This window comes from Agrobacterium sp. InxBP2 (genome assembly GCF_026191755.1).
GTDB lineage: Bacteria > Pseudomonadota > Alphaproteobacteria > Rhizobiales > Rhizobiaceae > Agrobacterium > Agrobacterium pusense.
In genome coordinates, this window is the sequence record NZ_JAINDY010000026.1 from 1 (window position 1) to 22609 (window position 22609).

General features: G+C 57.8%; 19 protein-coding genes. 12 read left to right on the forward strand and 7 right to left on the reverse strand.

Annotated features, from left to right (window positions below):
- Positions 1 to 491: 491 nt before the first annotated feature.
- Positions 492 to 1238: a histidine utilization repressor gene (hutC, locus tag K7A42_RS08070; protein ID WP_112557263.1), complete on the reverse strand. Its 747-nt coding sequence runs from the start codon at positions 1236 to 1238 to the stop codon at positions 492 to 494.
- 30 nt (positions 1239 to 1268) lie between these two features.
- Positions 1269 to 2615 (reverse strand): formimidoylglutamate deiminase, encoded by a 1347-nt coding sequence (locus K7A42_RS08075; protein ID WP_112557261.1) that lies wholly within the window; start codon positions 2613 to 2615, stop codon positions 1269 to 1271.
- 148 nt (positions 2616 to 2763) lie between these two features.
- Here K7A42_RS08075 and hutI point away from each other — a divergent pair, with 148 nt between their 5' ends.
- The 6 genes from hutI to K7A42_RS08105 all read left to right on the forward strand — a co-directional run bounded on the left by hutI (position 2764) and on the right by K7A42_RS08105 (position 9906).
- Positions 2764 to 3990 (forward strand): imidazolonepropionase, encoded by a 1227-nt coding sequence (gene hutI / locus K7A42_RS08080; RefSeq protein ID WP_416220899.1) that lies wholly within the window; start codon positions 2764 to 2766, stop codon positions 3988 to 3990.
- Positions 3987 to 5531 (forward strand): histidine ammonia-lyase, encoded by a 1545-nt coding sequence (gene hutH, locus K7A42_RS08085; protein ID WP_112557259.1) that lies wholly within the window; start codon positions 3987 to 3989, stop codon positions 5529 to 5531. The genes hutI and hutH overlap by 4 nt, the downstream gene beginning before the upstream one ends.
- Before the next feature lie 72 nt (positions 5532 to 5603).
- Entirely contained in the window at positions 5604 to 6407 is an 804-nt protein-coding gene (gene hutG, locus K7A42_RS08090) for an N-formylglutamate deformylase (RefSeq protein ID WP_112557257.1), read from the forward strand.
- Positions 6408 to 6418: 11 nt separating this feature from the next.
- A complete protein-coding gene (gene hutU / locus K7A42_RS08095; RefSeq protein WP_112557255.1) occupies positions 6419 to 8092 on the forward strand; it encodes a urocanate hydratase in 1674 nt (557 codons plus the stop codon).
- Between the two features lie 193 nt (positions 8093 to 8285).
- A complete protein-coding gene (locus K7A42_RS08100) occupies positions 8286 to 9296 on the forward strand; it encodes an alpha/beta fold hydrolase (RefSeq protein WP_112557253.1) in 1011 nt (336 codons plus the stop codon).
- Between the two features lie 37 nt (positions 9297 to 9333).
- Positions 9334 to 9906 (forward strand): HutD family protein, encoded by a 573-nt coding sequence (locus K7A42_RS08105; RefSeq protein WP_112557265.1) that lies wholly within the window; start codon positions 9334 to 9336, stop codon positions 9904 to 9906.
- A 10-nt stretch (positions 9907 to 9916) separates the two neighbouring features.
- Here the strand turns inward: K7A42_RS08105 and K7A42_RS08110 are convergent, their stop codons facing one another.
- From K7A42_RS08110 to K7A42_RS08125, 4 genes are all read right to left on the reverse strand, one after another.
- Entirely contained in the window at positions 9917 to 11395 is a 1479-nt protein-coding gene (locus K7A42_RS08110; RefSeq protein ID WP_112557251.1) for a M81 family metallopeptidase, read from the reverse strand.
- Positions 11396 to 11465: 70 nt separating this feature from the next.
- On the reverse strand, positions 11466 to 12554 hold the full coding sequence (locus K7A42_RS08115; RefSeq protein ID WP_282455080.1) for a D-TA family PLP-dependent enzyme: 1089 nt from the start codon (positions 12552 to 12554) through the stop codon (positions 11466 to 11468).
- 32 nt (positions 12555 to 12586) lie between these two features.
- Complete coding sequence (locus tag K7A42_RS08120; RefSeq protein ID WP_282455053.1) at positions 12587 to 12982, reverse strand: RidA family protein; 396 nt, start codon at positions 12980 to 12982, stop codon at positions 12587 to 12589.
- Positions 12983 to 13305: 323 nt separating this feature from the next.
- Positions 13306 to 14691 (reverse strand): FAD/NAD(P)-binding protein, encoded by a 1386-nt coding sequence (locus K7A42_RS08125; RefSeq protein ID WP_282455054.1) that lies wholly within the window; start codon positions 14689 to 14691, stop codon positions 13306 to 13308.
- Between the two features lie 409 nt (positions 14692 to 15100).
- On the opposite strand from K7A42_RS08125, the gene repA reads away from it, so the two are divergent.
- The 6 genes from repA (at position 15101) to K7A42_RS08155 (ending at position 20993) form a co-directional block, all read left to right on the forward strand.
- The gene (gene repA, locus K7A42_RS08130; RefSeq protein WP_022563274.1) at positions 15101 to 16315 is read left to right on the forward strand and encodes a plasmid partitioning protein RepA; all 1215 of its coding nucleotides are present in this window, start codon (positions 15101 to 15103) and stop codon (positions 16313 to 16315) included.
- On the forward strand, positions 16312 to 17325 hold the full coding sequence (gene repB, locus K7A42_RS08135; protein WP_282455055.1) for a plasmid partitioning protein RepB: 1014 nt from the start codon (positions 16312 to 16314) through the stop codon (positions 17323 to 17325). Before repA ends, repB begins: the two co-directional genes overlap by 4 nt.
- Positions 17326 to 17510: 185 nt before the next feature.
- Positions 17511 to 18788 (forward strand): plasmid replication protein RepC, encoded by a 1278-nt coding sequence (repC, locus tag K7A42_RS08140; RefSeq protein ID WP_282455081.1) that lies wholly within the window; start codon positions 17511 to 17513, stop codon positions 18786 to 18788.
- 404 nt (positions 18789 to 19192) lie between these two features.
- Complete coding sequence (locus K7A42_RS08145; RefSeq protein ID WP_035207316.1) at positions 19193 to 19405, forward strand: hypothetical protein; 213 nt, start codon at positions 19193 to 19195, stop codon at positions 19403 to 19405.
- Between the two features lie 65 nt (positions 19406 to 19470).
- Positions 19471 to 19755 carry a hypothetical protein gene (locus tag K7A42_RS08150; protein WP_282455056.1) on the forward strand — a complete coding sequence of 95 codons (285 nt, stop codon included), beginning with the start codon at positions 19471 to 19473 and terminating at the stop codon, positions 19753 to 19755.
- Between the two features lie 38 nt (positions 19756 to 19793).
- Positions 19794 to 20993 carry a low temperature requirement protein A gene (locus K7A42_RS08155; RefSeq protein ID WP_111813650.1) on the forward strand — a complete coding sequence of 400 codons (1200 nt, stop codon included), beginning with the start codon at positions 19794 to 19796 and terminating at the stop codon, positions 20991 to 20993.
- Between the two features lie 10 nt (positions 20994 to 21003).
- On the opposite strand, the gene K7A42_RS08160 is transcribed toward K7A42_RS08155, so the two are convergent.
- Positions 21004 to 22473, reverse strand: a complete 1470-nt coding sequence (locus K7A42_RS08160) for a glycosyl transferase family protein (protein ID WP_037090375.1) — start codon at positions 22471 to 22473, stop codon at positions 21004 to 21006.
- Positions 22474 to 22609 lie beyond the last annotated feature (136 nt).

Below are 22609 nucleotides of genomic sequence, written 5' to 3' on the forward strand. Positions count from 1 at the left end.
ATCACTGCGCTCATAATGAGGTGTATTCTCTTATCCAAACGTGACCGTCAAAGTCTATTCCTGAGATCCAAATTACCTTCAGACCCCGCAAGCTTCGCCGCCCACGTTTCTCTTTCTTCTCATATTCAATTGTCAAAAAACTGACCACTCAAAGCAGTCAAAAAATCAAATCCCCGAAACCATCAGGCCTCGAATCCAAACAAGCAACCAGCTCATTCCTTGATTTATTTAGAACGAAAGACTTCGTCGCCAGCAGCGCCGCCGCCCTCGTTCAGTGAGCGGACTTATAAGAGAACCCCACCGAACAAGTCAACAGGCGAAAATGCGAATTCTAAAAAAATCAGTCAAGCTACTGATAATAAAAGGTAGTTTCCAATTTATCGTATTAATTACCAACGATTAATGATTCCAGCACGACTTTGCCGGAAGCATAGCATGCCTCGCCTATATGGGGTTTCATGTTCGCAATAAGAGGGGTTTAAGCCTTACGATCAATCCGCGGACGGGCTGAAACGGGCGACAAGAGCGTGCGCATTTCCGGGATAGGTGAACCGCACATAGGTGACGGCGCCGGAATTGCTCCACGTCCGGCGCTCCACGACGAGGCAGGCCTGCTTCTCAGATATGGCCAGCAGGCGCGCAATCTCTTTCGACGGCGTTTCGGCACTGATACGGTGTTCGGCATTGCTCCACGGAACATGGCCGAGCAGCCACGGGCCGGGCGCGACGCCGCCGAAATCGGCTTCTGCAGCCTCCGGCACCGTTACGAGGTTGACAAGGCGCTGCTCGATACAGAATTCCCGCTCGCCCGCGAAGTGAAGACAGACGATATCCAGCAGCGGCGCGCCGGCCGCCATCTCAAGCCGTGTACGGTCGTCTTTCGTTGCCGTACGCTGCGTGCACTTCAGAACCTTGAAACCGTAATCAAGACCGAGGGATTCAACCTCGGCCCTGATGTCGTGAATTTCGAGAACTGCCGACTGGATCTGCGGTTGACGAACGAAACTGCCGGATTTCTTGCGTCGCTCGATCAAACCCGCCTTGGCGAGCTGACTCATGACCTTGTTCACTGTCATGCGCGAGCAGTCATAATGGGTGGCAAGATCGACCTCGAACGGCAGCCTGTAACCGGGCGGCCATTCCCCCGAGACGATCCGCCCCTCTATATCGCTGAGGATCGTCTGGTGCAGGGTCTGTCCGGCCGATGCCTTTGTCACGTCCGTGATACCTTTCCGCACGGGCTCTTTCTCGTTCTCGCCGAGCCCATATCAGCTATTAAGAAGTTCGGCCATGACCTGGTTGAAACGATCCGAAATTTCCCGGCGCCGGATATGCTGACCCGCCTGCACCTGTTTTTCGCCACGGACCCAAACGGTATCGACACGGACATTGCCTGCAAATAACCATTGGTCGAGGATCTTTGACGCGGGAAGATAGGGCACGGCCGAAATATCGAGCGCGACAAGATCGGCGCTTTTTCCCTTTTCGATTCTACTTTCTGACATGAGTGCCCCGCCACCGCCTTCCAGCGCCGCCTGGAAAAGTTTTTCCCCGGTGGAACTGCCCGCGTCGGCAATGACATTACGCGCGCGCCGAGACAGACGTTGGGAATATTCCAGCGTGCGCAGCTCTTCAGAAACCGAGATGAGAATATTGGAGTCGGATCCGACACCGAAATGTCCGTCTTCCGCGAGAAAATCCGGAGCGTGGAAGACACCGTCGCCGAGATTGGCCTCCGTGACAGGGCAGAGGCCCGCAACCGCGCCGCTCCGTGCCATGCGGCGTATCTCCGCTTGCGTCATATGCGTGGCGTGGATGAGGCACCAGCGCTTATCGACCGGCGCGTTCCCGAGAAGCCATTCCACTGGCCGCGCACCGGAAAAAGCGAGGGAGTCCTCGACCTCTTTGATCTGTTCCGCCACGTGAATATGGATCGGCCCGTCTTTTGCGAGCGGCACGATGGCCGCAAGCTCATCACCGGTCACAGCGCGCAGGCTGTGCGGCGCGATGCCAAGCGCCGCACCCGGAAGGGATTTGACGACAGCCTGTGCGCCCTGCATCAGCTTCTCGTAACTGTCAATCGAATGGATGAAACGTTTCTGCCCGTCGATTGGCGGCTGACCGCCGAAACCGGAATGCGCGTAAAAGACCGGCAGCAATGTCAGGCCTATACCCGTTTGGGCAGCGGCAGCGCCTATACGCTCCGCCATTTCGGCGATATTTCCGTAATGTGAACCGTCCCTGTCATTGTGCAGGTAATGGAATTCTCCGACCCTGCCGAAACCGGCCTCCAGCATTTCCATATAAAGCTGTGCGGCAACGGTCTCGACATGGTCAGGCGTCATGGAGAGGGCGAATTTATACATGACCGTGCGCCAGCTCCAGAAACTGTCGTCGGCAGGCCCGCGGATTTCGGCAAGTCCAGCCATGGCCCTCTGGAAGGCGTGGCTGTGAAGATTGGGCATGGCCGAAACGATGACGGCATGGCGTTCATCCTGCCGCTCGGGAGAAACACCGGTTTCGACCGATGAAACAACCCCGCCATCACAGACGATACGGACATCCTGCGCCCACCCGCCGCTGAGAAGTGCCGCACCCGCGTGAATTGCCGTCATACCACCCTCTCCTCTTGTTACGACATCGGGCAAGGCCATTTCGAACAGAAAATGCGGCTTGCCAAGCCGGTTATTATGTATATACATTTACGCCATAAAGGAAAGGCGAAAAGCAATGCCCGGGAACAAATCTGCAAAGGGAGCGGCGATGGGAAACGCAACGGCCTTGTGGCGTAATGCCCGGCTGGCCACCTTCGATCCATTGAGGGAAGGCATCGGCGCAATCGAAAAAGGCGTGATCGCCGTCAGCAGCGGTCGCATCGCATTTGCTGGCCCGGAGAGCGATCTGCCCGCTTATCTCGCCGCCGCCGAGCAAATCACCGATTGCGATGGGCGCTGGATCACTCCCGCTCTGATAGATTGCCACACCCATCTGGTCTTTGGCGGCAACCGCGCCATGGAATTCGAAATGCGGTTGAATGGCGCGACTTATGAAGAGATCGCCAAGGCGGGTGGCGGCATCGTGTCCTCCGTGCGCGACACGCGCGCGGTTTCAGAGGATGTCTTGATGGCGCAAGCGCTCCCCCGTCTCGATACGCTTCTTTCCGAGGGCGTCTCGACGATCGAAATCAAATCCGGTTACGGCCTCGATATAGATACCGAACTGAAAATGCTGCGTGTTGCCCGCAGGCTGGAGACGCTGCGGCCGGTGCGGATCGTCACCAGCTATCTGGCCGCCCATGCAACGCCTGCTGAATATAAGGGTAGGAACGGTGACTATATCACCGATGTCGTTTTGCCCGGGCTGGAAAAAGCACAGGCGGAAGGGCTGGTCGATGCGGTGGACGGCTTCTGCGAAGGCATCGCATTCTCCGTCGAAGAGATAGCACGCGTTTTTGAAAAGGCGCGGCAGCTTGGTCTGCCCGTCAAGCTGCATGCCGAGCAGCTTTCCAACCTGGGTGGCGCAGCGCTTGCCGCCTCCTGCGGCGGGCTTTCCGCCGATCATCTGGAATATCTGGATGAATCAGGCGCCAGGGCACTGGCCAAGGCGGGAACCGTGGCCGTACTGTTGCCCGGCGCCTTTTATGCGCTTCGTGAAAAACAGGCTCCGCCGATGCAGGCATTGCGCGATGCAGGCGCGACAATCGCCCTCGCCACCGACTGCAATCCAGGCACCTCACCGCTCACTTCCCTGCTTTTGACCATGAACATGGGTGCAACGCTTTTCCGTATGACCGTGGAGGAATGCCTGGCAGCGACAACGCGCAATGCCGCCAAGGCGCTTGGCCTGCTTGCGGAAACCGGCACGCTGGAGGCCGGGAAATCCGCTGATCTTGCAATCTGGGATATCGAACGCCCGGCCGAGCTTGTCTATCGCATCGGTTTCAATCCGCTCCATGCCCGCATATTCAAGGGACAGAAGGTTTCTCCATGACCATGACGACCATTACGCTTCACCCCGGCAACGTGGCCCTGGCCGACCTGGCCGGCATCTACTGGAACAACGGCTCCGCGAAGCTGGACCGCTCGTTCGACGCCGGCATCGAAAAGGCGGCTGCCCGCATTGCCGAGATTGCCGCGGGTAATGCCCCCGTCTATGGCATCAATACCGGTTTCGGAAAACTTGCCTCCATCAAGATCGATGCAGCCGACGTGGCAACGCTGCAGCGCAATCTCATCCTGTCGCATTGCTGCGGGGTAGGCGCGCCGCTTCCTGAAAATGTGGTTCGGCTGATCATGGCGCTGAAGCTGATTTCGCTTGGCCGCGGCGCTTCCGGCGTGCGGCTGGAACTGGTGCGGCTGATCGAGGCCATGCTGGAACAGGGCGTTATTCCCGTCATTCCCGAAAAGGGTTCCGTGGGCGCTTCCGGCGATCTCGCGCCGCTTGCCCATATGGCGGCGGTAATGATGGGCGAGGGTGAGGCTTTTTATCAGGGCGCTCTGCTGCCCGCCGGCCAGGCGCTGACGAAAGCCGGGCTGACGCCGGTGGTTCTCGCCGCCAAGGAAGGGCTTGCCCTGATCAATGGCACGCAAACCTCCACCGCACTGGCGCTTGCCGGGCTTTTTCGCGCCCATCGCGCCGCGCAGGCTGCGCTGATTACCGGCGCACTTTCCACGGACGCCGCCATGGGGTCTTCCGCTCCATTTCACCCGGATATTCACAGCCTGCGGGGCCACAAGGGGCAGATCGACGCGGGATCTGCGCTTCGCAGCCTGCTCGACGGCTCCGAAATCCGCATCAGCCACATCGAAGGCGATGAGCGGGTGCAGGATCCCTATTGCATCCGCTGCCAGCCGCAGGTGGATGGCGCCTGCCTTGACCTCCTGCGGCAGGTGGCCCGCACACTGGAAATCGAAGCCAATGCGGTGACCGACAATCCTCTGGTGCTTTCTGACAATTCCGTCGTGTCCGGCGGCAATTTCCATGCCGAACCGGTGGCCTTCGCCGCCGACCAGACGGCGCTCGCGATTTGCGAGATCGGGGCCATCGCACAACGCCGTGTCGCGCTACTGGTCGATCCGGCGCTTTCTTATGGCCTGCCCGCTTTCCTTTCCAGGAAGCCGGGGCTGAATTCAGGGCTCATGATCGCCGAAGTCACGTCCGCAGCGCTGATGAGCGAGAACAAGCAGATGGCACATCCAGCCTCGGTGGATTCGACGCCAACCTCGGCCAACCAGGAAGACCATGTCTCCATGGCCTGCCACGGAGCGCGGCGACTTTTGCCGATGACCGACAATCTATTCGCCATCCTCGGGATCGAGGCGCTTTCAGCCGTTCAGGGCGTGGAACTGCGCGGGCCGCTGAAAACCAGCCCGGAACTGCAAAAGGCCATTGCCGTGCTACGGGCCGCAATCCCTTCGCTGGAGGAAGACCGTTATATGGCGCCGGATCTCAAGGCGGCGGCGGAGTTGATCGCCTCCGGTGCGTTGGTCGCCACGATTTCGGACGGCATCCTGCCGAAGCTGGAGGCTTGAGATGAGGCACGTTTTAACCTTCGCCAACTCTCTTCTTGCAGGGGCTAAACCCACGGAAAAGAGAGGCAATCGATGAAGACTCCCTTTGCCCTTCACCAAGGCACTTCGCCGATCATACTCGGTCTGCCTCACACCGGCACGGATGTTCCGGCGGAGATTTGGAGCCGCCTCAACGACAACGGCAAAATTCTGGCCGATACGGACTGGCACATCCATGAGCTTTATGCCGGGCTTCTGGAAAACGCGACAACCGTGAGGGCGACGTTCCATCGTTATGTCATCGACGCCAACCGCGACCCGGCCGGGGTGAGCCTTTATCCGGGCCAGAACACGACCGGGCTGGTTCCGGACACCGATTTCGACGGCAAGCCTATCTGGAATGAAGGGCAGGAACCCACGCCGGATGACATTGCGGACCGTCTGGAAACCTTCCACGCGCCCTATCATGCAGCTCTTGCGGCCGAGATCGAGCGGATCAAGAGCATCCATGGGATCGCCATTCTCTATGATTGCCATTCGATCCGTTCGCACATCCCCTTCCTCTTTGAAGGCAAGCTGCCGGATTTCAACATCGGCACGGATATGGGCAGAACCTGTGATCCCGCCATCGAACACATCGCCGTTGAGGCCACCGCCGCCGCGCAAGGTTACGACAGCGTTCTGAACGGCCGCTTCAAGGGTGGCTGGACGACGCGCCATTATGGCAGGCCGCAGAAAGGCGTGCACGCAATCCAGATGGAGCTGGCACAATCCACGCATCTGCAAAGCGAGGTGCCGCCTTTTGCTTATGACGCGGGCAAAGCCGAACGCCTTCGCCAGCATCTCAAGACGATTCTCACGCGCATGGAAGAATTTGCGCTCGACACGAAACGATAAGGGGAAATCTTATGAACAATCCGCGCCATAATATTCGCGACGTTCGCGCACCGCAGGGCACCGAGCTCAATGCCAAAAGCTGGATGACGGAAGCGCCGCTGCGCATGCTGATGAACAATCTTGACCCTGATGTTGCCGAGCGACCGCATGAGCTGGTGGTTTATGGCGGCATCGGCCGCGCCGCCCGCACATGGGACGATTTCGACCGCATCGTCGCGACGCTGAAGGATTTGAACGAGGACGAGACCCTGATCGTGCAGTCCGGCAAGCCGGTCGGCGTCTTCCGCACCCACAAGGATGCGCCGCGCGTGCTGATCGCCAATTCGAATCTGGTGCCGCATTGGGCCACCTGGGATCATTTCAACGAGCTGGATAAGAAGGGCCTGGCCATGTACGGCCAGATGACCGCTGGTTCGTGGATTTACATCGGCACCCAGGGCATCGTGCAGGGAACGTACGAAACCTTCGTGGAGGCTGGCCGCCAGCATTATGGCGGTAATCTCAGGGGCAAATGGATCCTGACCGGCGGTCTCGGTGGTATGGGCGGCGCGCAGCCGCTCGCCGCCGTCATGGCCGGCGCCTGCTGCCTTGCCGTCGAATGCGATGAAACCCGCGTCGATTTCCGTCTGCGCACCCGTTATGTTGATGCGAAGGCGCATACACTCGATGAGGCGCTGGCGCTGATCGATCAATGGACCAAGGCCGGCGAGGCCAAGTCCGTCGGCCTGATCGGCAACGCGGCGGAGATATTCCCGGAACTTTTCCGTCGCGGCATCCGGCCCGATATCGTGACCGACCAGACCTCGGCGCACGACCCGATCCATGGTTATCTGCCTGCCGGCTGGAGCGTGGCCGAATGGCGCGCCAAACAGGAGAGTGATCCACAGGCCGTTGCCGCTGCCGCTCGCGCCTCCATGAAAGTTCACGTCCAGGCCATGGTCGATTTCTGGAATGCCGGCGTTCCGACGCTCGATTACGGCAATAATATCCGCCAGGTCGCAAAGGACGAAGGGCTGGAAAACGCCTTCGCTTTCCCCGGCTTCGTGCCGGCCTATATTCGCCCGCTGTTTTGCCGAGGCATCGGGCCGTTCCGCTGGGCGGCACTTTCCGGTGACCCGGAGGACATCTACAAGACCGACGCCAAGGTGAAGGAACTACTGCCCGACAACAAACACCTGCACAACTGGCTGGATATGGCGCGCGAACGCATCGCGTTTCAGGGCCTGCCTGCCCGCATTTGCTGGGTGGGGCTCGGCGACCGCCATCGTCTCGGGCTTGCCTTTAATGAAATGGTCAGGAACGGTGAGCTGAAGGCGCCCATCGTGATCGGCCGCGACCATCTCGATTCTGGCTCCGTCGCCTCGCCCAACCGCGAGACCGAATCCATGAAGGACGGTTCCGATGCCGTGTCGGACTGGCCGCTGCTTAACGCACTGCTTAACACTGCATCCGGTGCAACCTGGGTATCGCTGCATCACGGCGGCGGTGTTGGCATGGGCTTTTCCCAGCATTCCGGCATGGTCATCTGCTGCGATGGCACCGACGACGCCGCGCGTCGGATCGAGCGTGTTCTGTGGAATGATCCGGCAACCGGCGTCATGCGCCATGCCGATGCGGGTTACGAGATTGCCGTGGAATGCGCCAAGGAGCGGGGGCTGCGTCTGCCCGGTATTCTCGGCAATTGATGAGCGTGCCGCGTGGTCCATCGCCGCGCGGCATTCCGACCTTGCGTCGGCAAAGCCTCAGGGCATTACCCAACGCTCCTTTGACTGAAACTTCCGGTTCGATTTTCTCGTTGTTAGCTGTTGGTCGGTCATAGCCGATCATTTTTAGCGTCTATAACGGCGCGGCAAGCTTTAATGGAGTGCGGAAGACAGCATGTCACCACGGCGTATTTCACTTGCCTTCAGCTTTTTGGTTGGTGCAATTTTTCCGGCTTTTTCTTTGACCGTTCCTGCATCCTCCCAGGCCCAAGAGCCTGTGCCGGTAAGAATCGATGTTGGCGGATATAAGCTCAACAGCCTGTTGCTGGAACCGCAAGAGCAGGCAGAGCTGCCACCGATCGTCTTCCTGCATGGCGCGAGCGCAAGTCTCTACGACCCGCTGTTGTCCTTTGCGGACAAATTCCGCGGTCGCGCAAAACTTCTGTTCGTCGACAGGCCGGGCCATGGCAGTTCCGACATCGGCGGCAAAGATAATATCCTGCCCGACGGACAGGCCGACGCCGTGGCTCAACTGATGAAAAAGCGCGGCATCCGCAAGGCCATCATCGTCGGCCACTCCTTTGGCGGAGCCATTACCGCGGCATTCGCGCTTCGCCACCCGGAGATGGTGTCGGGCCTGGTGTTTCTTTCTCCGGCGGTTTACCCTTGGCCTGGAGGCATCGCCTGGTATTACACGGCGGCAAGCGCCCGGGTGACAGGCCCGCTTTTTTCGATCTTCGTCGCACCGCCCGTGGGTTTCCTTGCGCTCGACCGGGCGACGCGCGGGGTTTTCGCCCCCAATCATCGTCCTCCTGGCTATGTGGAGGCAACGCGCGCATGGGGGGCGTTGAGACCGCAGGCTTTTCGCCATAACGCGCAGGAAGTCGCCGCGCTGAACACATGGGCGCGGAGCGCCTCACCGAACTACTCCAAAATCAAGGCGCCGACCGTCATTATAACCGGCGACACCGACAATGTTGTTTCACCGGAAATTCATTCCCGCCAGCTTGCACGCGCTATTGATGGGTCGAGCTTGATCATTGTGAGGAATCTCGGACACAAGTCGGACTACGTTGCGCGTGATCTTGTGGTCGCGGCAATCGAAAAACTCGCCGGAAAAAGTGTTGATCTACGCGCCGCGCAAAAAAAGCTTGAACAACGTATCGCTGGCGACCGCGATAAATAGTGCCATCGTCCAGACAAACGACCAGGGAATGCAGAAGATGAGACACCTAGAAAACACCGCCTATACATCAATGCCCTGGAAAAACGGCGGCGGTGTAACGACGGAGATCATCGTTCATCCCGCAAAAGCCTCTATGGCGGATTTCGACTGGCGCATCAGCATGGCGAACGTTGCGCAAGACGGGCCATTTTCCATATTTCCCGGAGTTGATCGCACCCTTTGCATCCTCGAAGGGAAAGGCATGAGCCTCAGCATCGACGCACGCGAGCCGGTGGCGTTGACGATGGCAAGCGATCCCCTGCCCTTCGCCGCGGATGTTCCGGTGGACGCCGTTTTGGCAGATGGTCCCATCGTCGATCTCAATGTCATGTCCCGTCGCGAGCAATATTCGCATCGCGTCGAAAGACACCGCACCACACTCACTGTCCAGTCGACAGGCTCAACGGCGACAATAATTTTTGCCGTTGATCCCGTCAGCGTCTCATCGGCCGGCCAAACGGTGCATTTGCAGCGACGCGACAGCCTCTTGCTGGAGCGCGGCGCCGGATTTGCAGTGAAGGGCATGGAAGAGGATGGTCGTTTCTTCGTCGTGACGTTTGATCAGGTCTAAGCTGCTTCCCTCAATCGAGACCGAGCGGGTCGGCAACCCGTGGCCATAGGCCAAGGCTTGCCTTGCGGTAAGGTGTTTTTGCCGGGTCGGTGGGATAGGAGGTCGGGGCCGCGATATAGACGATCTCTGAAGCGATCGGCGCAAAACCCGCGTGAAAATGGTTGGTCGACTTGACGAGCAACAGGTCTTTTTTCGCGAAATCGATTCCAAGATTGGAAAAGATATCCGGCTCATAAGTTTGCGTTCGACTGGTAATGAGAATGATGTCGATTTCGGTGCCGAGCGGCCGGACAACGGCGGCGCGGCCGAGCGTGACGCGACTATTACGGAAACTCTGCCAGCCCGTCTCGACGGTGCGCATAACCATTACTCGGAAATCCAGCGGATCGCCGCCCTGCGGACTGGATTTGCCACCTATGCGAAGATCGAGCTCTGCGCCCTCCCCCGCTGCATGGCAAAAAGAGACTGCGATGGGATCCCAGATCGTCGCGACGCCGATCCTGTCCATGCCGCGCTCTACCATGCGGCGCAGAATGTGGGTCGCGTCACCCGCGACACCGCCGCCGGGATTGTCCCATATATCCGAAACCACCACCGGCCTTTGCGAATTTGCGCTGCGAATGGCAACGGCCTGGTCGAGACCAGCTTCCGTATCCAGCATCGGCATGGCGGTCAGCCTGCGCATGGCATAAAGTTCACGGCCCAGCTTTTCGGCCAGCGCGTCCCCTTTGGTCCTGTCGTCATCCGTAACAACGACGATGCGTGTGCCCATGTCCGGTACATCACCTGCCATGAATCCATGAATAACGGAGATGGAGAGAATACCGTCTTTGCCCTCCATCGCCTTCAGCCGGTCCACATAAGAACGCATCGGCTCACGGCTGGTCGGATAAATGGTGATCATTCGGCAATCGAAAGTCGAGATGACGGGCCTGATTTCGCCGCGCAGAGTACGCAACGCCATTTCGACGACATGTTCGCCGCGTTCCTCAAAATCGGTATGGGGAAATTCCAGGAACGTCGCCATGATATCTAGGCTTTCAACCCTTAATGCCGTGAGATGGCTATGGGGATCGAACTCCGCCGCAATCAAGACGTCCGGGCCCACCATTGCCCGCATCCGCGACAGGAAATCCCCTTCAGGATCGTCATAGCCCTGCGCCACCATGGCGCCATGCAGGCCAAGAACCACAGCATCGACCGGCAGGGCTGCCCGGAGCTCCGAAAGAATGGTGTCGCGCAGTGTTTCATACGTCTGGCGCTGGATGAGGCCGGCAGGCTCCGCCCAGCAGGACGTGCCCTCGATGACCGTGAACCCTTCCGCCTTGCCGCGGCGCCGCAGAATGGGGACCGGCGAGGAGCAGAGCGTCGGCGTGTCCGGATGTTCACCCGGCCCGGCATAGAAAGCCGCACGAAAGGCATCCATATCCGTGGGAACAGGTGAAAACGTGTTGGTTTCGGTGGCGAGCGACGCCGTGAATATGCGCATTTATGGGGTCTCGTTGCCGGAGCTGCCTGCGGGCTGAGCTCGTTTCCTCAAGTTAATTAGCCGGATAACATTACCAGACCGTGCCGCGTGCAGCGACCTCTTCGACGCGGGTAACAACGCCGTTTCGATGGAACACCATCCTGTCGAAAAGGTTGCTGACGACGCATGTATGGTTCGGCACGACCCTGACGACATCGCCGATCCGGGGACCGCCGGACGCGCAGCCGGAAAGATCGACAACCGCGTGTTCTTCAGAGAGTGAGATGATTTTTGCGCCTTCATGGCCTTCGATCAGCCCATAATCGTTGAAGCCGAGGAGATCGGAGGTCAAAGCCTTGGAGCCGCAATCAAGCACGGCGCGGTCCGCTGCAGGCCGCGAGACAACGGTAGCGAGAACATGCATTGCCAGATCATCGGCCGTGCAATGGCCGGTACGCAACATCGCCCGGTCATTATAGACATAGGTGCCTGCCCGGTGTTCGGTTGCAGAGGGAACGAGATGCGCTGCATAGAAGTCCGGCGAGCCGCCACTGGAACGAACCGGGCAGTCCACGCCTTTTGCCGCAAGCAGCGCCATGGTGTCGCGCAGGAAGCTTTCCACCTTTTCAGCTCCGCCCGGTGCCGGATAGGTCAAGATACCCTTGAATATAAGTCCCGGCGCGGCGACGATTTTCTCAGCAAGTGCCGCCGCCGCCTCCGGTGTCTGCACACCGCAACGCTTTCCGCCGGTATCACATTCAACGAGCACGGCGAGCGGCCGCCCCTCATCAAATGTGGCAGCGAGGCCGGTAACCGTCACGTCGCTATCAGCAACGACGCTCAGCTGAGCTATACGGGCATTCAGCGCTTTCAACCGCGACAGTTTCGCGGCACCAAGAATATTGTAGGTTATCAGGATATCGTCAAAACCGGCGTCTGCGAAAACCTCCGCTTCGCTGACTTTCTGGCAATTGATGCCTATGGCGCCGGCCTGAAGCTGCTGTCGGGCGATGGCCGGTATCTTGTGTGTCTTGATATGCGGCCGGAAGGCCTTGCCATGACTGTCGAGATAGGCCTGCGCCTTCTTTATATTGGCGGCAAGCCGGTCTTCGTCGATCACCGGCATTGGCGTCGAAATGGCATCGAGCTTTGCGCCCTCGTCAGGCCATGGATAGGTCATCATATGCTCTCTAAGCGAAATAAATCAGATACTTAAGCCAAAGGCTTAAAAGCGATAACGTCCATTTCCACCTTGGCGTCAACCATCAGCGGGGATTGTACGGTTGAGCGTGCAGGCGGATGATCGATGAAATGTTTCTGGAACACGGCGTTAAAACTGGAAAAATCCCTGGCGTCATCCAGCCAGACATTCACCTTCACCACATCGGCAAGCGTACAATCAGCCAGCGCCAGGACATCCTTGAGATTGGCCACCACCTGCTCGGTCTGGGCGACGATACCGCCAGTCACCACTTCGCCGTCAATGGTGGGCACCTGTCCGGACACATAGACGAAATCACCGGCCCGGACGGCCTTGGCGAAGGGTCGACGCTGCCCGCCGGCCTGGCTATCTGCGACCTCGAACCGCACCAACTTATTTTTCACCATTCAAGCCTCGCAAATTATTTTCATGATGTTCAATTTTTCTTGCATTTATAGCCGGTTTAACGACGATACTCCATAACCCATGTAAATTATTTAGCAAATGATGAGATTCATTCGCTTTTCGCGACATTTTTTGAATGTTGCGGATATTTACTTAACGGCCGGCGATTTTTCGCCACGCGTCGAATATGACCTATTGCATCCAGGCCAAAGAGCGTCATCCACGCGGTGACCGTGACTCAACCGACGAGTTTGCCGCGGCAAACTACGCATTATAAATGAGGAGGCCGGAGAGTCCGGCACCATTGTTGGGTCCGCAACAGGCATCAGCCTTGTGCGGATATGAGGCGCTTACCGATCACTCTGTCAGTGATGAAATGCGCTATATCACGAGCCTGGATCCGTATATCCGGAACGGCGGTAATTTCCCAGAACCGGCCTGCCGTCAGCGCGCCGACGGCGAAGAGACCTCGCCATGCTTGGCCATCCGTGCGCAGCAGCCGGGAATCGCCGTCGACCTCGACACCAAGGCCAAAGGAATCGAGCCGAAGCACCCCGTCAGATCGCATGCTTTCCAGAAGGCGAGAGTGGCCGATACCCGCGCGTTCCATGCCGGTGCAATTGATGACCCAATCGACCTGCAGTTCCTTAATCATCTGCGTATGCCGAACGCGATAACGAATGGAGATGCTCTCCTCGTGTTCATCGATCGCCTGGAGATAACCCGCGTGGATAGTGAGAACGCCGTCTGACAACAGCCTGTCAAAGGCGTCATGCACCTCAGGCGCGATGCGATGTCTATGGATATTCCACCAAGGCAGCGCATGCCGCAAAAACCTTGCGCGTTGCTGTGAGCTGAGGCTCTGCCATAGCGATTGTGTTTTTGGCCGCAAACCGTCCATAACCGAGCGCCATGGCGCCCCGTTGGTCACCTGTTGACGGAGAGATCGTAATAGCTCGCTTATCTCAGTGGAACCTTCACGCAGACGCGGAGCGCTAGGCGGCACAGGCGGACTAACATGCGGATGCGGAATGAGCCCGCGGCGGGACAGGACATGGATCGGGCCCCGGTGACCTTTTCCGCGCAGCGTCAACACCTGATCGATCATCGTAAGGCCGGAACCAAGGATACAGATACGATCCCCGCTCTTCACCCGGGACAACCATCCCGGCTGCCAGCAATGGCTCACCACGCGCTGCACGCCCTCTTCACGTTTTGCGACAGTTTGCACCGGCAAACTTGCAGCACCAACGCCGAGACACAGAACGACATTGCGTGCCTGCAATGTCTCGCCATTTTCCAGGGTGAAGGTAAAGCCGCCTTGTGATTCGGGCCGGCAAGCGGATGCCTTCGCCCGAATAAAATCGACACGCGCCCGCTGTTCCCGGCTTCTGAGAAGACTGGCGAGCCGGTCCCGCAAATAGAGCCCATAATCGCCCCTCGACGCGAATAGAAGGGGATCGTTTCCCAGCCCGTTCTGCGCCAACCATTCGACAAAATCGTCCGGGCGGTCCGGAAAGACGCTCATACGCCCCGCGGGCACATTCAGCCGATGATAGGGTAGTTCCGTGCGATAGGCGGTACCGCGGCCAAAATCCGACTCGTCACCAACGATGGCAATCGACGCCTCCGCGGGCAGTGATGACAGGAGATGGGCTGCTGTACAAATGGCCGAGAAACCCGAACCGACTAGAGCGACGTCATAGGACATTCAATCCTCCAACCAACGACAATGGAATTGCCCGGCAACCAGCGCGAGGCATCCCATACTCTAGTCATGCAGTAGAGATTAACCAGCTGCGAATGTCCACCCTTGAATTTCCCACTGCCCCGCCCCAGCGGGAAGATAGCGAAAGTTAGCCGCGGCAAACTTCCGGCCCACCTGCTGTCATAACTCAAGCCGAGGGCGCGAGGGGAAAACGAGGCCAAGTTAGCCGCGGCAAACCAGAAAACGCCCAAGAAGGAAAAAGTGATTCTTCCACAATGCTTTAGCCGCATCTCCGCACATGAGAAAAAAGCCTATTGCGCCAAAAAGAGAATCGGCGCTTATATCTCAGTTGCGGAAAAAACCGCCTTTTTCGAAAAAAACCGCTACTGCAATTTCGAGCGAAAGAAGACCGATGACACAGAGTGCCGATTTAAGACGTGCCGCAGGAGCACCTGACCTGACGAGTCTTATACAACAGCATTCGGCTGCGTTGTCAGCCCAGTTGCAGGCGCATAACGCAAATACATTTTCCCCCCATACCGAAAAGAGCATGCGGCATTTCTCTCCGGCGGAGACCGCAAAGCTCATCGGCATTGGCGAAGCCTATCTGCGCCAGATCGCTTCCGAGCTGCCTGAGCTTGATGCCGCGCAGGTATCCGGGCGTCGCTCCTATTCCGTAGAAGACATGCGCGATATCAGGGGTTTTCTGGACCAGGGTGCGCGTGGCACACGCCGCTACCTGCCCCACCGCCGGGAGGGCGAAGAGTTACAGGTCATCGCCGTCATGAATTTCAAGGGCGGTTCGGGAAAGACAACCACCTCTGCCCATCTGGCGCAATATCTGGCACTACGTGGCTATCGGGTTCTTGCCATCGATCTCGACCCCCAGGCCAGCCTTTCCGCGCTTTTTGGTCACCAGCCCGAGATTGATGTCGGGCCGAACGAGACGCTTTATGGCGCGATCCGTTATGACGATGAACGCCGCCCCATCGCCGAGATCGTCCGTGGCACCTATATTCCCGATCTCCACATTGTTCCTGGCAATCTGGAACTTATGGAGTTCGAACACGATACTCCGCGTGCGCTGATGCGCCGTGCACCGGGTGACACGCTGTTTTTCGCCCGTATCGGCCAGGCGATCGCCCAAGCGCAAAATTTCTACGACGTTGTCGTCATCGATTGCCCACCGCAACTCGGTTATCTGACGCTTTCGGCTCTGACAGCGGCGACATCGGTGCTCGTCACCGTCCATCCGCAGATGCTTGACGTGATGTCGATGAACCAGTTCCTCGCCATGACCGGCGACCTTCTGGCAGAAATTGGCCGGGCCGGTGCTCGGTCGGATTATAACTGGATGCGTTACCTGATCACCCGTTTCGAACCGAGCGACGGGCCGCAGAACCAGATGGTCGCTTTCCTGCGATCGATCTTTGGTGAAAACGTCCTCAATCATCCGATGCTGAAAAGCACGGCGGTCTCGGACGCTGGATTGACCAACCAGACGCTTTTCGAAGTGGAGAGGACGCAATTCACCCGGTCGACCTATGATCGCGCGCTGGAAGCCATGAACAATGTGAACGCTGAAATCGAAGGACTGATTAAAAAAGCGTGGGGTAGGGCAGCATGAGCAGAAAACAAATCTTCGCAAATCTTGGCACACCGGGTACCGACAACAACGATACCACGCCGGAGCGTTCGCGACCCCGTATCAGGCCTATCCTCGGCTCCCCTGAGCTGGTGACGGATGTTTTGAATTCCCCCGTTGGTATGATCGGTCAATCGCTGAATGAAGTCTCGGAGCGCGCCAAACGGGCTGAAGCCATTGAAAAGCAGCTAGCCGAAGGACTGACGATTGTCTCTCTCGACCCCGCGGATATCGATCCCTCCTTCATACCGGATCGTATGCCCGCTTCCGAAGAGGCCGATGCCGGTCTGGTGGAGGCAATTCGTGAGCAGGGGCAGCAGGTGCCGATTCTCGTGCGTCCGCATCCCGATTTCCCGGGCCGTTATCAGGTCGCCTTCGGTCATCGCCGCCTTCGCGCCGTTTCAAGTCTTGGCATTCCGGTCAAGGCCGTTGTGCGGGATCTCAGCGATGAACAGCTGGTGGTGGCCCAGGGCCAGGAAAATAACGAACGTCGCGACCTGACCTATATCGAGAAAGCGCGGTTTGCGCAGAAACTGCAGATGCGGTTCCCTCGAGACACGATCATGGCGGCGATGTCGCTTCACAAGGGCGATCTGTCCAATATGCTTTCGGTCGTTGGACGCATTCCAGAGGATCTGGTCGATCTCATAGGCCCCGCACCCACTGTCGGCCGCCGCAACTGGATGGATCTAGCCGACCAGCTTTCCTCCTCACAGGTCAAGGAGGCGGCCCGCGCATATGTCAGCGAACCTGCGGTTGCCTCGCTTCCTTCCGAAGAACGCTTCAAGGCGCTTCTGGACTTTTTGAAGCCAAAGACACAGGTCAAGAAAACCGGCGTATGGTCTTCGGATACGGGCCGTCGCCTGGCGAAAGTGGTCGAGAGCGACCGGAAGCTGGATATATCGATCGACAAGAGCGAAGCACCGGAATTTGCCGAATTCGTTCTGGAACATCTTCAGACGCTGTTTGCCGAGTATCGGTCCAAGCAGTGATTTCTAACCCGAACGACTAACAGGAGACGCATCACAAAAGAAAAAAGCCCCCGAACGTTGCCGCGCGGAAGCCTTTCTTTGATTTAAGCACCCGAAGAATCTCATTTCCGCGAATCATAGTCAAGAGTCTTGGCATCGAATTTTTCGGTGAGCGATTTTCTTTTGCCTTGTGAAAGGTGAAAGACATGGACAGCACATGTGTAACGACGCCCTTTGGGCGGCGAGCGATGTCGTTTGGCGTGCTCGCAACCCAGTTTGCCGCGCAGAGAGGCAGAAAATGCGAAGCAGTCGACAAATGGAAACTCTATCGGTCCGTCTGTGAAGCAAGACCGCTGCTCGGCGTGACCGATCGCTCGCTTGCCGTTCTGAACGCGCTCTTGAGCTTTTATCCCAAAAATGAGCTTTCCAGCGAAGCCGGATTGGTGGTGTTTCCATCCAATACGCAGTTGTCGCTCAGGGCGCATGGCATGGCGGAACAGACATTGCGTCGGCATCTTTCGGCTCTTGTCGAAGCCGGCCTCATCATCCGCAAGGACAGCCCGAATGGGAAACGTTACGCACGGAAGCACAGGGGTGGCGAGATCAGCGAAGCCTACGGGTTCTCACTCGCACCGCTTCTTGCTCGTAAAACGGAAATAGAGGAACTGGCCGAGCGCATCATTCGCGAACGGCTCGATCTTCAACGGCTTCGCGAGACGATCAGCCTCTGCCGTCGGGACATCCAGAAACTCTGCGAAATGATTGCTGCCAGCGGCAAGATCGAGATCTTTGACGGGTTTCAGGCCCGTTACAACGACATCGCGCGGGCTCTCGGGCGCAATTCGAAGACAGCTGAACTCAAGGAAATCGCAGGTTTTCTGGCTTCACTCCGCGCAGAAGTGACCAACTATCTGGAAAATCTTGAAAAATCGGAAAATTTGAGCGGCAATGACTGCCAAAATGAGCGCCTCATAAAGAATTCAGAATCCGAATCCATATCTGAACCGCAGGAATTGGAGGATGCCGCGCCGGTTCGAACTGCTGCAACAATCGCGTCCACATCCGCAGATGCCGCGGTCGCTGGTGTCACACCTCCAAAGCCAACACCCAAGAACGATCTTCATAAGCAATTTTTTGTTCCTGATATTGTTTTGGTTTTGAAAGCGTGCCCGGATATCTCACTCTATGCACCTGGAGGTGCGGTGACTGGCTGGAGAGATATGGAGGTGGCAACTTCCGTCATCAGAACCATGTTCAGCATCAGCCAGTCGGCCTATCAGGATGCATTAGCCACCTTCGGGAGGCAGGGAACAGCGGCCATCCTCGCTTGCCTGTTGCAGAAGGCTGATCAAATCAGTTCGCTTGGCGGATATCTGCGCAATCTCACACGTAAGGCCCAGGAAGGCAGTTTCGATCTCAAGGCCATGCTCACGGCGCAACTGCGTGGCCGAACAGACAAGCAGGAAGCGGGAACGAGATCATGAGGGCGTGATGAGCGGAGCGGCGGCAGCTTGCGAAAAACCGGCTATGCGGTTAGATTCTTGCTGTTCACGCAAACACCAAAGGATTCGTTGGAACGAAGCTGCTAGAACACTTTGTGTCCGATCGGGGCTTCCCGTGGTGAATGCACAGTAACGCAAGTTAAGTCCAATTTAGCTTTCGTTTGCGCTTTTCCGTGATTGGTTTCAATTGCTTGAGTCTGGAGCATTTTGAATGCGGAGTAGCGGTCTGAACACATCAGATTGTGCAGTTCGGGCAGAAGTTCCTCCCTGCGGCCTCGAAAAAAGTTCCGCGATATGTCGCCAATCCGCGCTACCTTGGCGCCGACGAATTGAACTTTCGCTGGCACTGCGCGTTCCAGTCAATGGTTTAACGGAACGCCACGCTCATGACATTTCCGGATGATATAGAACTGGCCGTCGCCCTTTACATGGCGGATAAAGCTCTGCCCCGACATATTGCGATTGCAGAGCTCGTGAAATCAGTCCTCGAAGACACCGGCTATCTCCCAGGGGGCGAGGGGCGGCCGCCTGAAGTCGTCGATGGGCAATCGAGCGGTGATTACGTGCAATACCGCACTTACCTTGACGGCGATACCTGAAGCTGTGCGGAACAAATGCAGGGGATGGCTGTTATTGGCGCAGATAAAAGCGTCAGGGAATTTCGATGTTACCCAAGCCCCTCTTTCTCGCCGCCGGCCTCGTCTGCGTAATGGTCGTGCCGGTATTTTCCCAGTCCCTGGAAATCAGCCGGCTGGAAGATAAAAAAGACGGTAACGCAGCGGTTTCATCGGCGCCTTCCGCCCAAAGTTACATTATTGATGTCTCCGGAAAAACGGTGCGGCTGGTGGGACCGCAGTTCCTTCCCGACAGCGCGCGTGGGCTGGAATTCCCCGGCCGCGGGTCAGATCATAACAATACCGGGGCTGAAACCCACGTCTTGCGACAGTGAGGGATTGCGATGATCTATGCTCCGCAAACGGAAGCAGAATGAGAACAGGAACCAAGATTTCCCGACGGGCGCCGAGTGCAGAAAGCTGGATCCGGCATGACGGTCAGGAGACGGGAAAGGCGACATTTCCTGAGCTGTTCTTTGATCTGGTTTTCGTTTTCGCTCTTATTCAGTTATCCCATTCTCTGGCGAAGGACTTTGGGCCAACGGCGGTGCTGGAAGCCGGCATCCTGATATTGTCCCTGTGGTGGCTGTGGATACACACCACCTGGATAACCAATCTGCTGAATACTGAGAAAGAACCGGTCAGGATTTTGCTCTTCGTGCTGATGTTTGGCGGTGTACTGCTGGCCATCGCCTTGCCGGAAGCCTTTGCCGAACAGGGCCTGGTTTTCGCGCTGATCTACAGCGTCATGCAGATCGGTCGAAGCCTGTTTGCTCTCTATGCCTTCAGGGATGAAGACCGGCAGTCGTTTCTGGTGTTCGTGAGGGTGACGATCTGGCTGGCCATTTCGAGCCTGTTCTGGCTGGCAGGCGGGTTTTGCGATCTGGGGGAACGCATTCTCCTGTGGGGCATGGCCCTCGCAATCGAGTATGCCGGTCCGGCCTGCCGCTATGTTGTCCCCGGCTTGCGTTCTCGCGATGACGACAGTCTGCATCTTTCCGGAGAGCATCTGGCGGAACGTTGCGCCCTGTTTGTCATCATCTGTCTGGGGGAAACAATTCTGACCACCGGCCGGACGGCAACCGAATATATGAACTCCGGGCTGACATTTGTCGTTTTCTGCTCCGCCTTCATAAGCACCGTCGCGATGTGGTGGATTTATTTCCATCACGGACAGGCGGAAGCCTCCAGAAAAGCCGAGAACGCCGACGAGAAGGCGAAGATCGCCCATAATCTCTTCAACTACGGACATTTGCCAATCGTCGCCGGTATCATTCTGACGGCGGTGGGAGAGGATTTCAGCCTGTCCCATGCCCACGAGGCCGCAACGATAAGGGAGGCCATCGCAATCGTCGGTGGTCCCGTCCTCTTTCTGGCAGGCAATATCGGTGTCAAGATCGCCGCGACCTATCAGCGCCCCGTCTCGCATTTTGCGGGCGTGGCAGCGCTCTGCCTATTGTTGCCGGTGCCGGGCATTCCGCTATTCATCCTGCAGCTGGCCAGCACGGGTATTCTGCTGCTCGTTGCTCTGTGGGAATATCTGGCTTTGAAAAAGTCAGTCGCCACGGCGTGATCTCGAATGCTTAGACGCTGACCAGATTGCGCGTCCTCTCGTTCCAGAGCTTGAGGCTTTTCGCGTAAGCTTCGTCAAAGGAAAGCCCCATGTCATTGACGAGCATCAACGCGGCGGCGGCGGTGGATATGATGATGGTTTCCGCCCTTTCGTCTTTCGCGGCTCCCGTCCAGACTGCACGCCAATATTCGAAGGTGGTGAACATGGTTGGCATTTCGGCAGGCGGTGCTTCGCGGGCGGGGACCAGGACCTCCACGTCCCTTCCGCTTGAAAGACCGAAAATCCGTGTGCTGCGGAATGGCGTGAACTGTGCGAAATCCCGAGTGTTACCGAGTATGGCGAGATTCTCCACGGCGAGCAGGCGGGCGGTATCGCGATGCAGCTCCTGATAGGCCGGACGGGCGAGCCCTATAATGGTGCTCCTTGCGCGCAGTGGATTGAGAAGGTGGACGACAGTATGCACCGGCAGGCGCATTTCCAGAATGCCATGGAGACTGAGCAGGCTCTGGAATTGCAGAGACAGGCCGCCCAGGGGGAGATAGGCGATCCCTTCGGATGACGTGGCCTCGGCCGCCTGCGAAAGCGAATGGCAAAGGGGAATACCGCAGGCTTGTGCGGCGCGTTCAAGCTTGCCGCCATTTTCGCCCTGACCAACATGGCCGTGCAACAGCACCCTGTATCCCGCCATGGAAACGAGGCGGGCAGAATGCACGAACCATGGCGCATCGCGGTGTTTGGGGGACATATAAGCCGGCCAGTCGAGATCGACGGTGACAGGCCGGTAGCGGTCTCGCCCGACATGTCGCCACGTCGCCTGGATGAAGCCGGCCAGTTCGGCCGCCGTCACGCCGCGATAATGCATGGTGGCGAGCAGTGCCCCGATCTGTATCGGATCGGCATCCCCTTCCAGAATGATCGACAGTGCATCCGCCGCCTCCGATTGGCTGAGCGGACGGCTGTTGCCTATTCCCATCGCAGACGTTGCAATATACTTGGCGAGCCGTTCCTGTGGGGCGGAATTGTGACCGATGCGGGCGAGACGCTCGGCAATGTTTTCCGGCGTCGGCTGACCTTCAAGAAGAATGCTGGGGCGAAGGGAAAGTGGCGGTGCTTTCATCAATGCCGGCTGCTCCCAGCCGCTCTTATTGATGGTGGCCGGCGCCTCGGGTTCTTCCTGCGAATAATCGATCAGATTTTCGGCCTCTGCCGCCAGGGAGCGGATGCGCAGGCGCATGGCTTCGGCAAAGGGGGTGGGGCGCAGGCCTTGGCCGGTGCGGAGAAAGAGCTGGTCCCCGTATTTTTCCCGTAGCTGCTGCAAGATCCGGCTCATCGATGATGTTGGAAGTCCCATGCCCGCCGCGGCGCGGCTGACACTACCTTCCCGCAACAAAGCATCAAAAGCGACAAGCAGTTTCAGCTGCCCAAGCCTGTCGGGTTTTGCCGTGGAAGCCGGTCCGTCTTTTCTCTTGCTGGTTGTCATCTGGCGAATTTTTACTCCACTCATCTTAAGAGGGAGCCCTTTTTGCAATTTCTAGAATTTAGAACTGTTCGAAAACAAACCTGTTGCGCCTGCACCCCCCTCGTAAATAAGTGGGGTGAAATTCTCAAGTTAAATG

Bases quoted from the DNA above. Each gene is read 5' to 3' on its own strand.
- K7A42_RS08100 (WP_112557253.1), top strand. From the start codon at position 8,286: ATGTCACCACGGCGTATTTCACTTGCCTTCAGCTTTTTGGTTGGTGCA.
- repA (WP_022563274.1), top strand. From the start codon at position 15,101: ATGACACAGAGTGCCGATTTAAGACGTGCCGCAGGAGCACCTGACCTG.
- hutI (WP_416220899.1), top strand. From the start codon at position 2,764: ATGGGAAACGCAACGGCCTTGTGGCGTAATGCCCGGCTGGCCACCTTC.
- K7A42_RS08155 (WP_111813650.1), top strand. From the start codon at position 19,794: ATGAGAACAGGAACCAAGATTTCCCGACGGGCGCCGAGTGCAGAAAGC.
- K7A42_RS08075 (WP_112557261.1), bottom strand. From the start codon at position 2,615: ATGACGGCAATTCACGCGGGTGCGGCACTTCTCAGCGGCGGGTGGGCG.
- repB (WP_282455055.1), top strand. From the start codon at position 16,312: ATGAGCAGAAAACAAATCTTCGCAAATCTTGGCACACCGGGTACCGAC.
- K7A42_RS08110 (WP_112557251.1), bottom strand. From the start codon at position 11,395: ATGCGCATATTCACGGCGTCGCTCGCCACCGAAACCAACACGTTTTCA.
- K7A42_RS08125 (WP_282455054.1), bottom strand. From the start codon at position 14,691: ATGTCCTATGACGTCGCTCTAGTCGGTTCGGGTTTCTCGGCCATTTGT.
- K7A42_RS08120 (WP_282455053.1), bottom strand. From the start codon at position 12,982: ATGGTGAAAAATAAGTTGGTGCGGTTCGAGGTCGCAGATAGCCAGGCC.
- K7A42_RS08160 (WP_037090375.1), bottom strand. From the start codon at position 22,473: ATGACAACCAGCAAGAGAAAAGACGGACCGGCTTCCACGGCAAAACCC.
- K7A42_RS08150 (WP_282455056.1), top strand. From the start codon at position 19,471: ATGTTACCCAAGCCCCTCTTTCTCGCCGCCGGCCTCGTCTGCGTAATG.
- K7A42_RS08145 (WP_035207316.1), top strand. From the start codon at position 19,193: ATGACATTTCCGGATGATATAGAACTGGCCGTCGCCCTTTACATGGCG.
- K7A42_RS08105 (WP_112557265.1), top strand. From the start codon at position 9,334: ATGAGACACCTAGAAAACACCGCCTATACATCAATGCCCTGGAAAAAC.
- repC (WP_282455081.1), top strand. From the start codon at position 17,511: ATGGACAGCACATGTGTAACGACGCCCTTTGGGCGGCGAGCGATGTCG.
- K7A42_RS08115 (WP_282455080.1), bottom strand. From the start codon at position 12,554: ATGACCTATCCATGGCCTGACGAGGGCGCAAAGCTCGATGCCATTTCG.
- hutU (WP_112557255.1), top strand. From the start codon at position 6,419: ATGAACAATCCGCGCCATAATATTCGCGACGTTCGCGCACCGCAGGGC.
- hutG (WP_112557257.1), top strand. From the start codon at position 5,604: ATGAAGACTCCCTTTGCCCTTCACCAAGGCACTTCGCCGATCATACTC.
- hutH (WP_112557259.1), top strand. From the start codon at position 3,987: ATGACCATGACGACCATTACGCTTCACCCCGGCAACGTGGCCCTGGCC.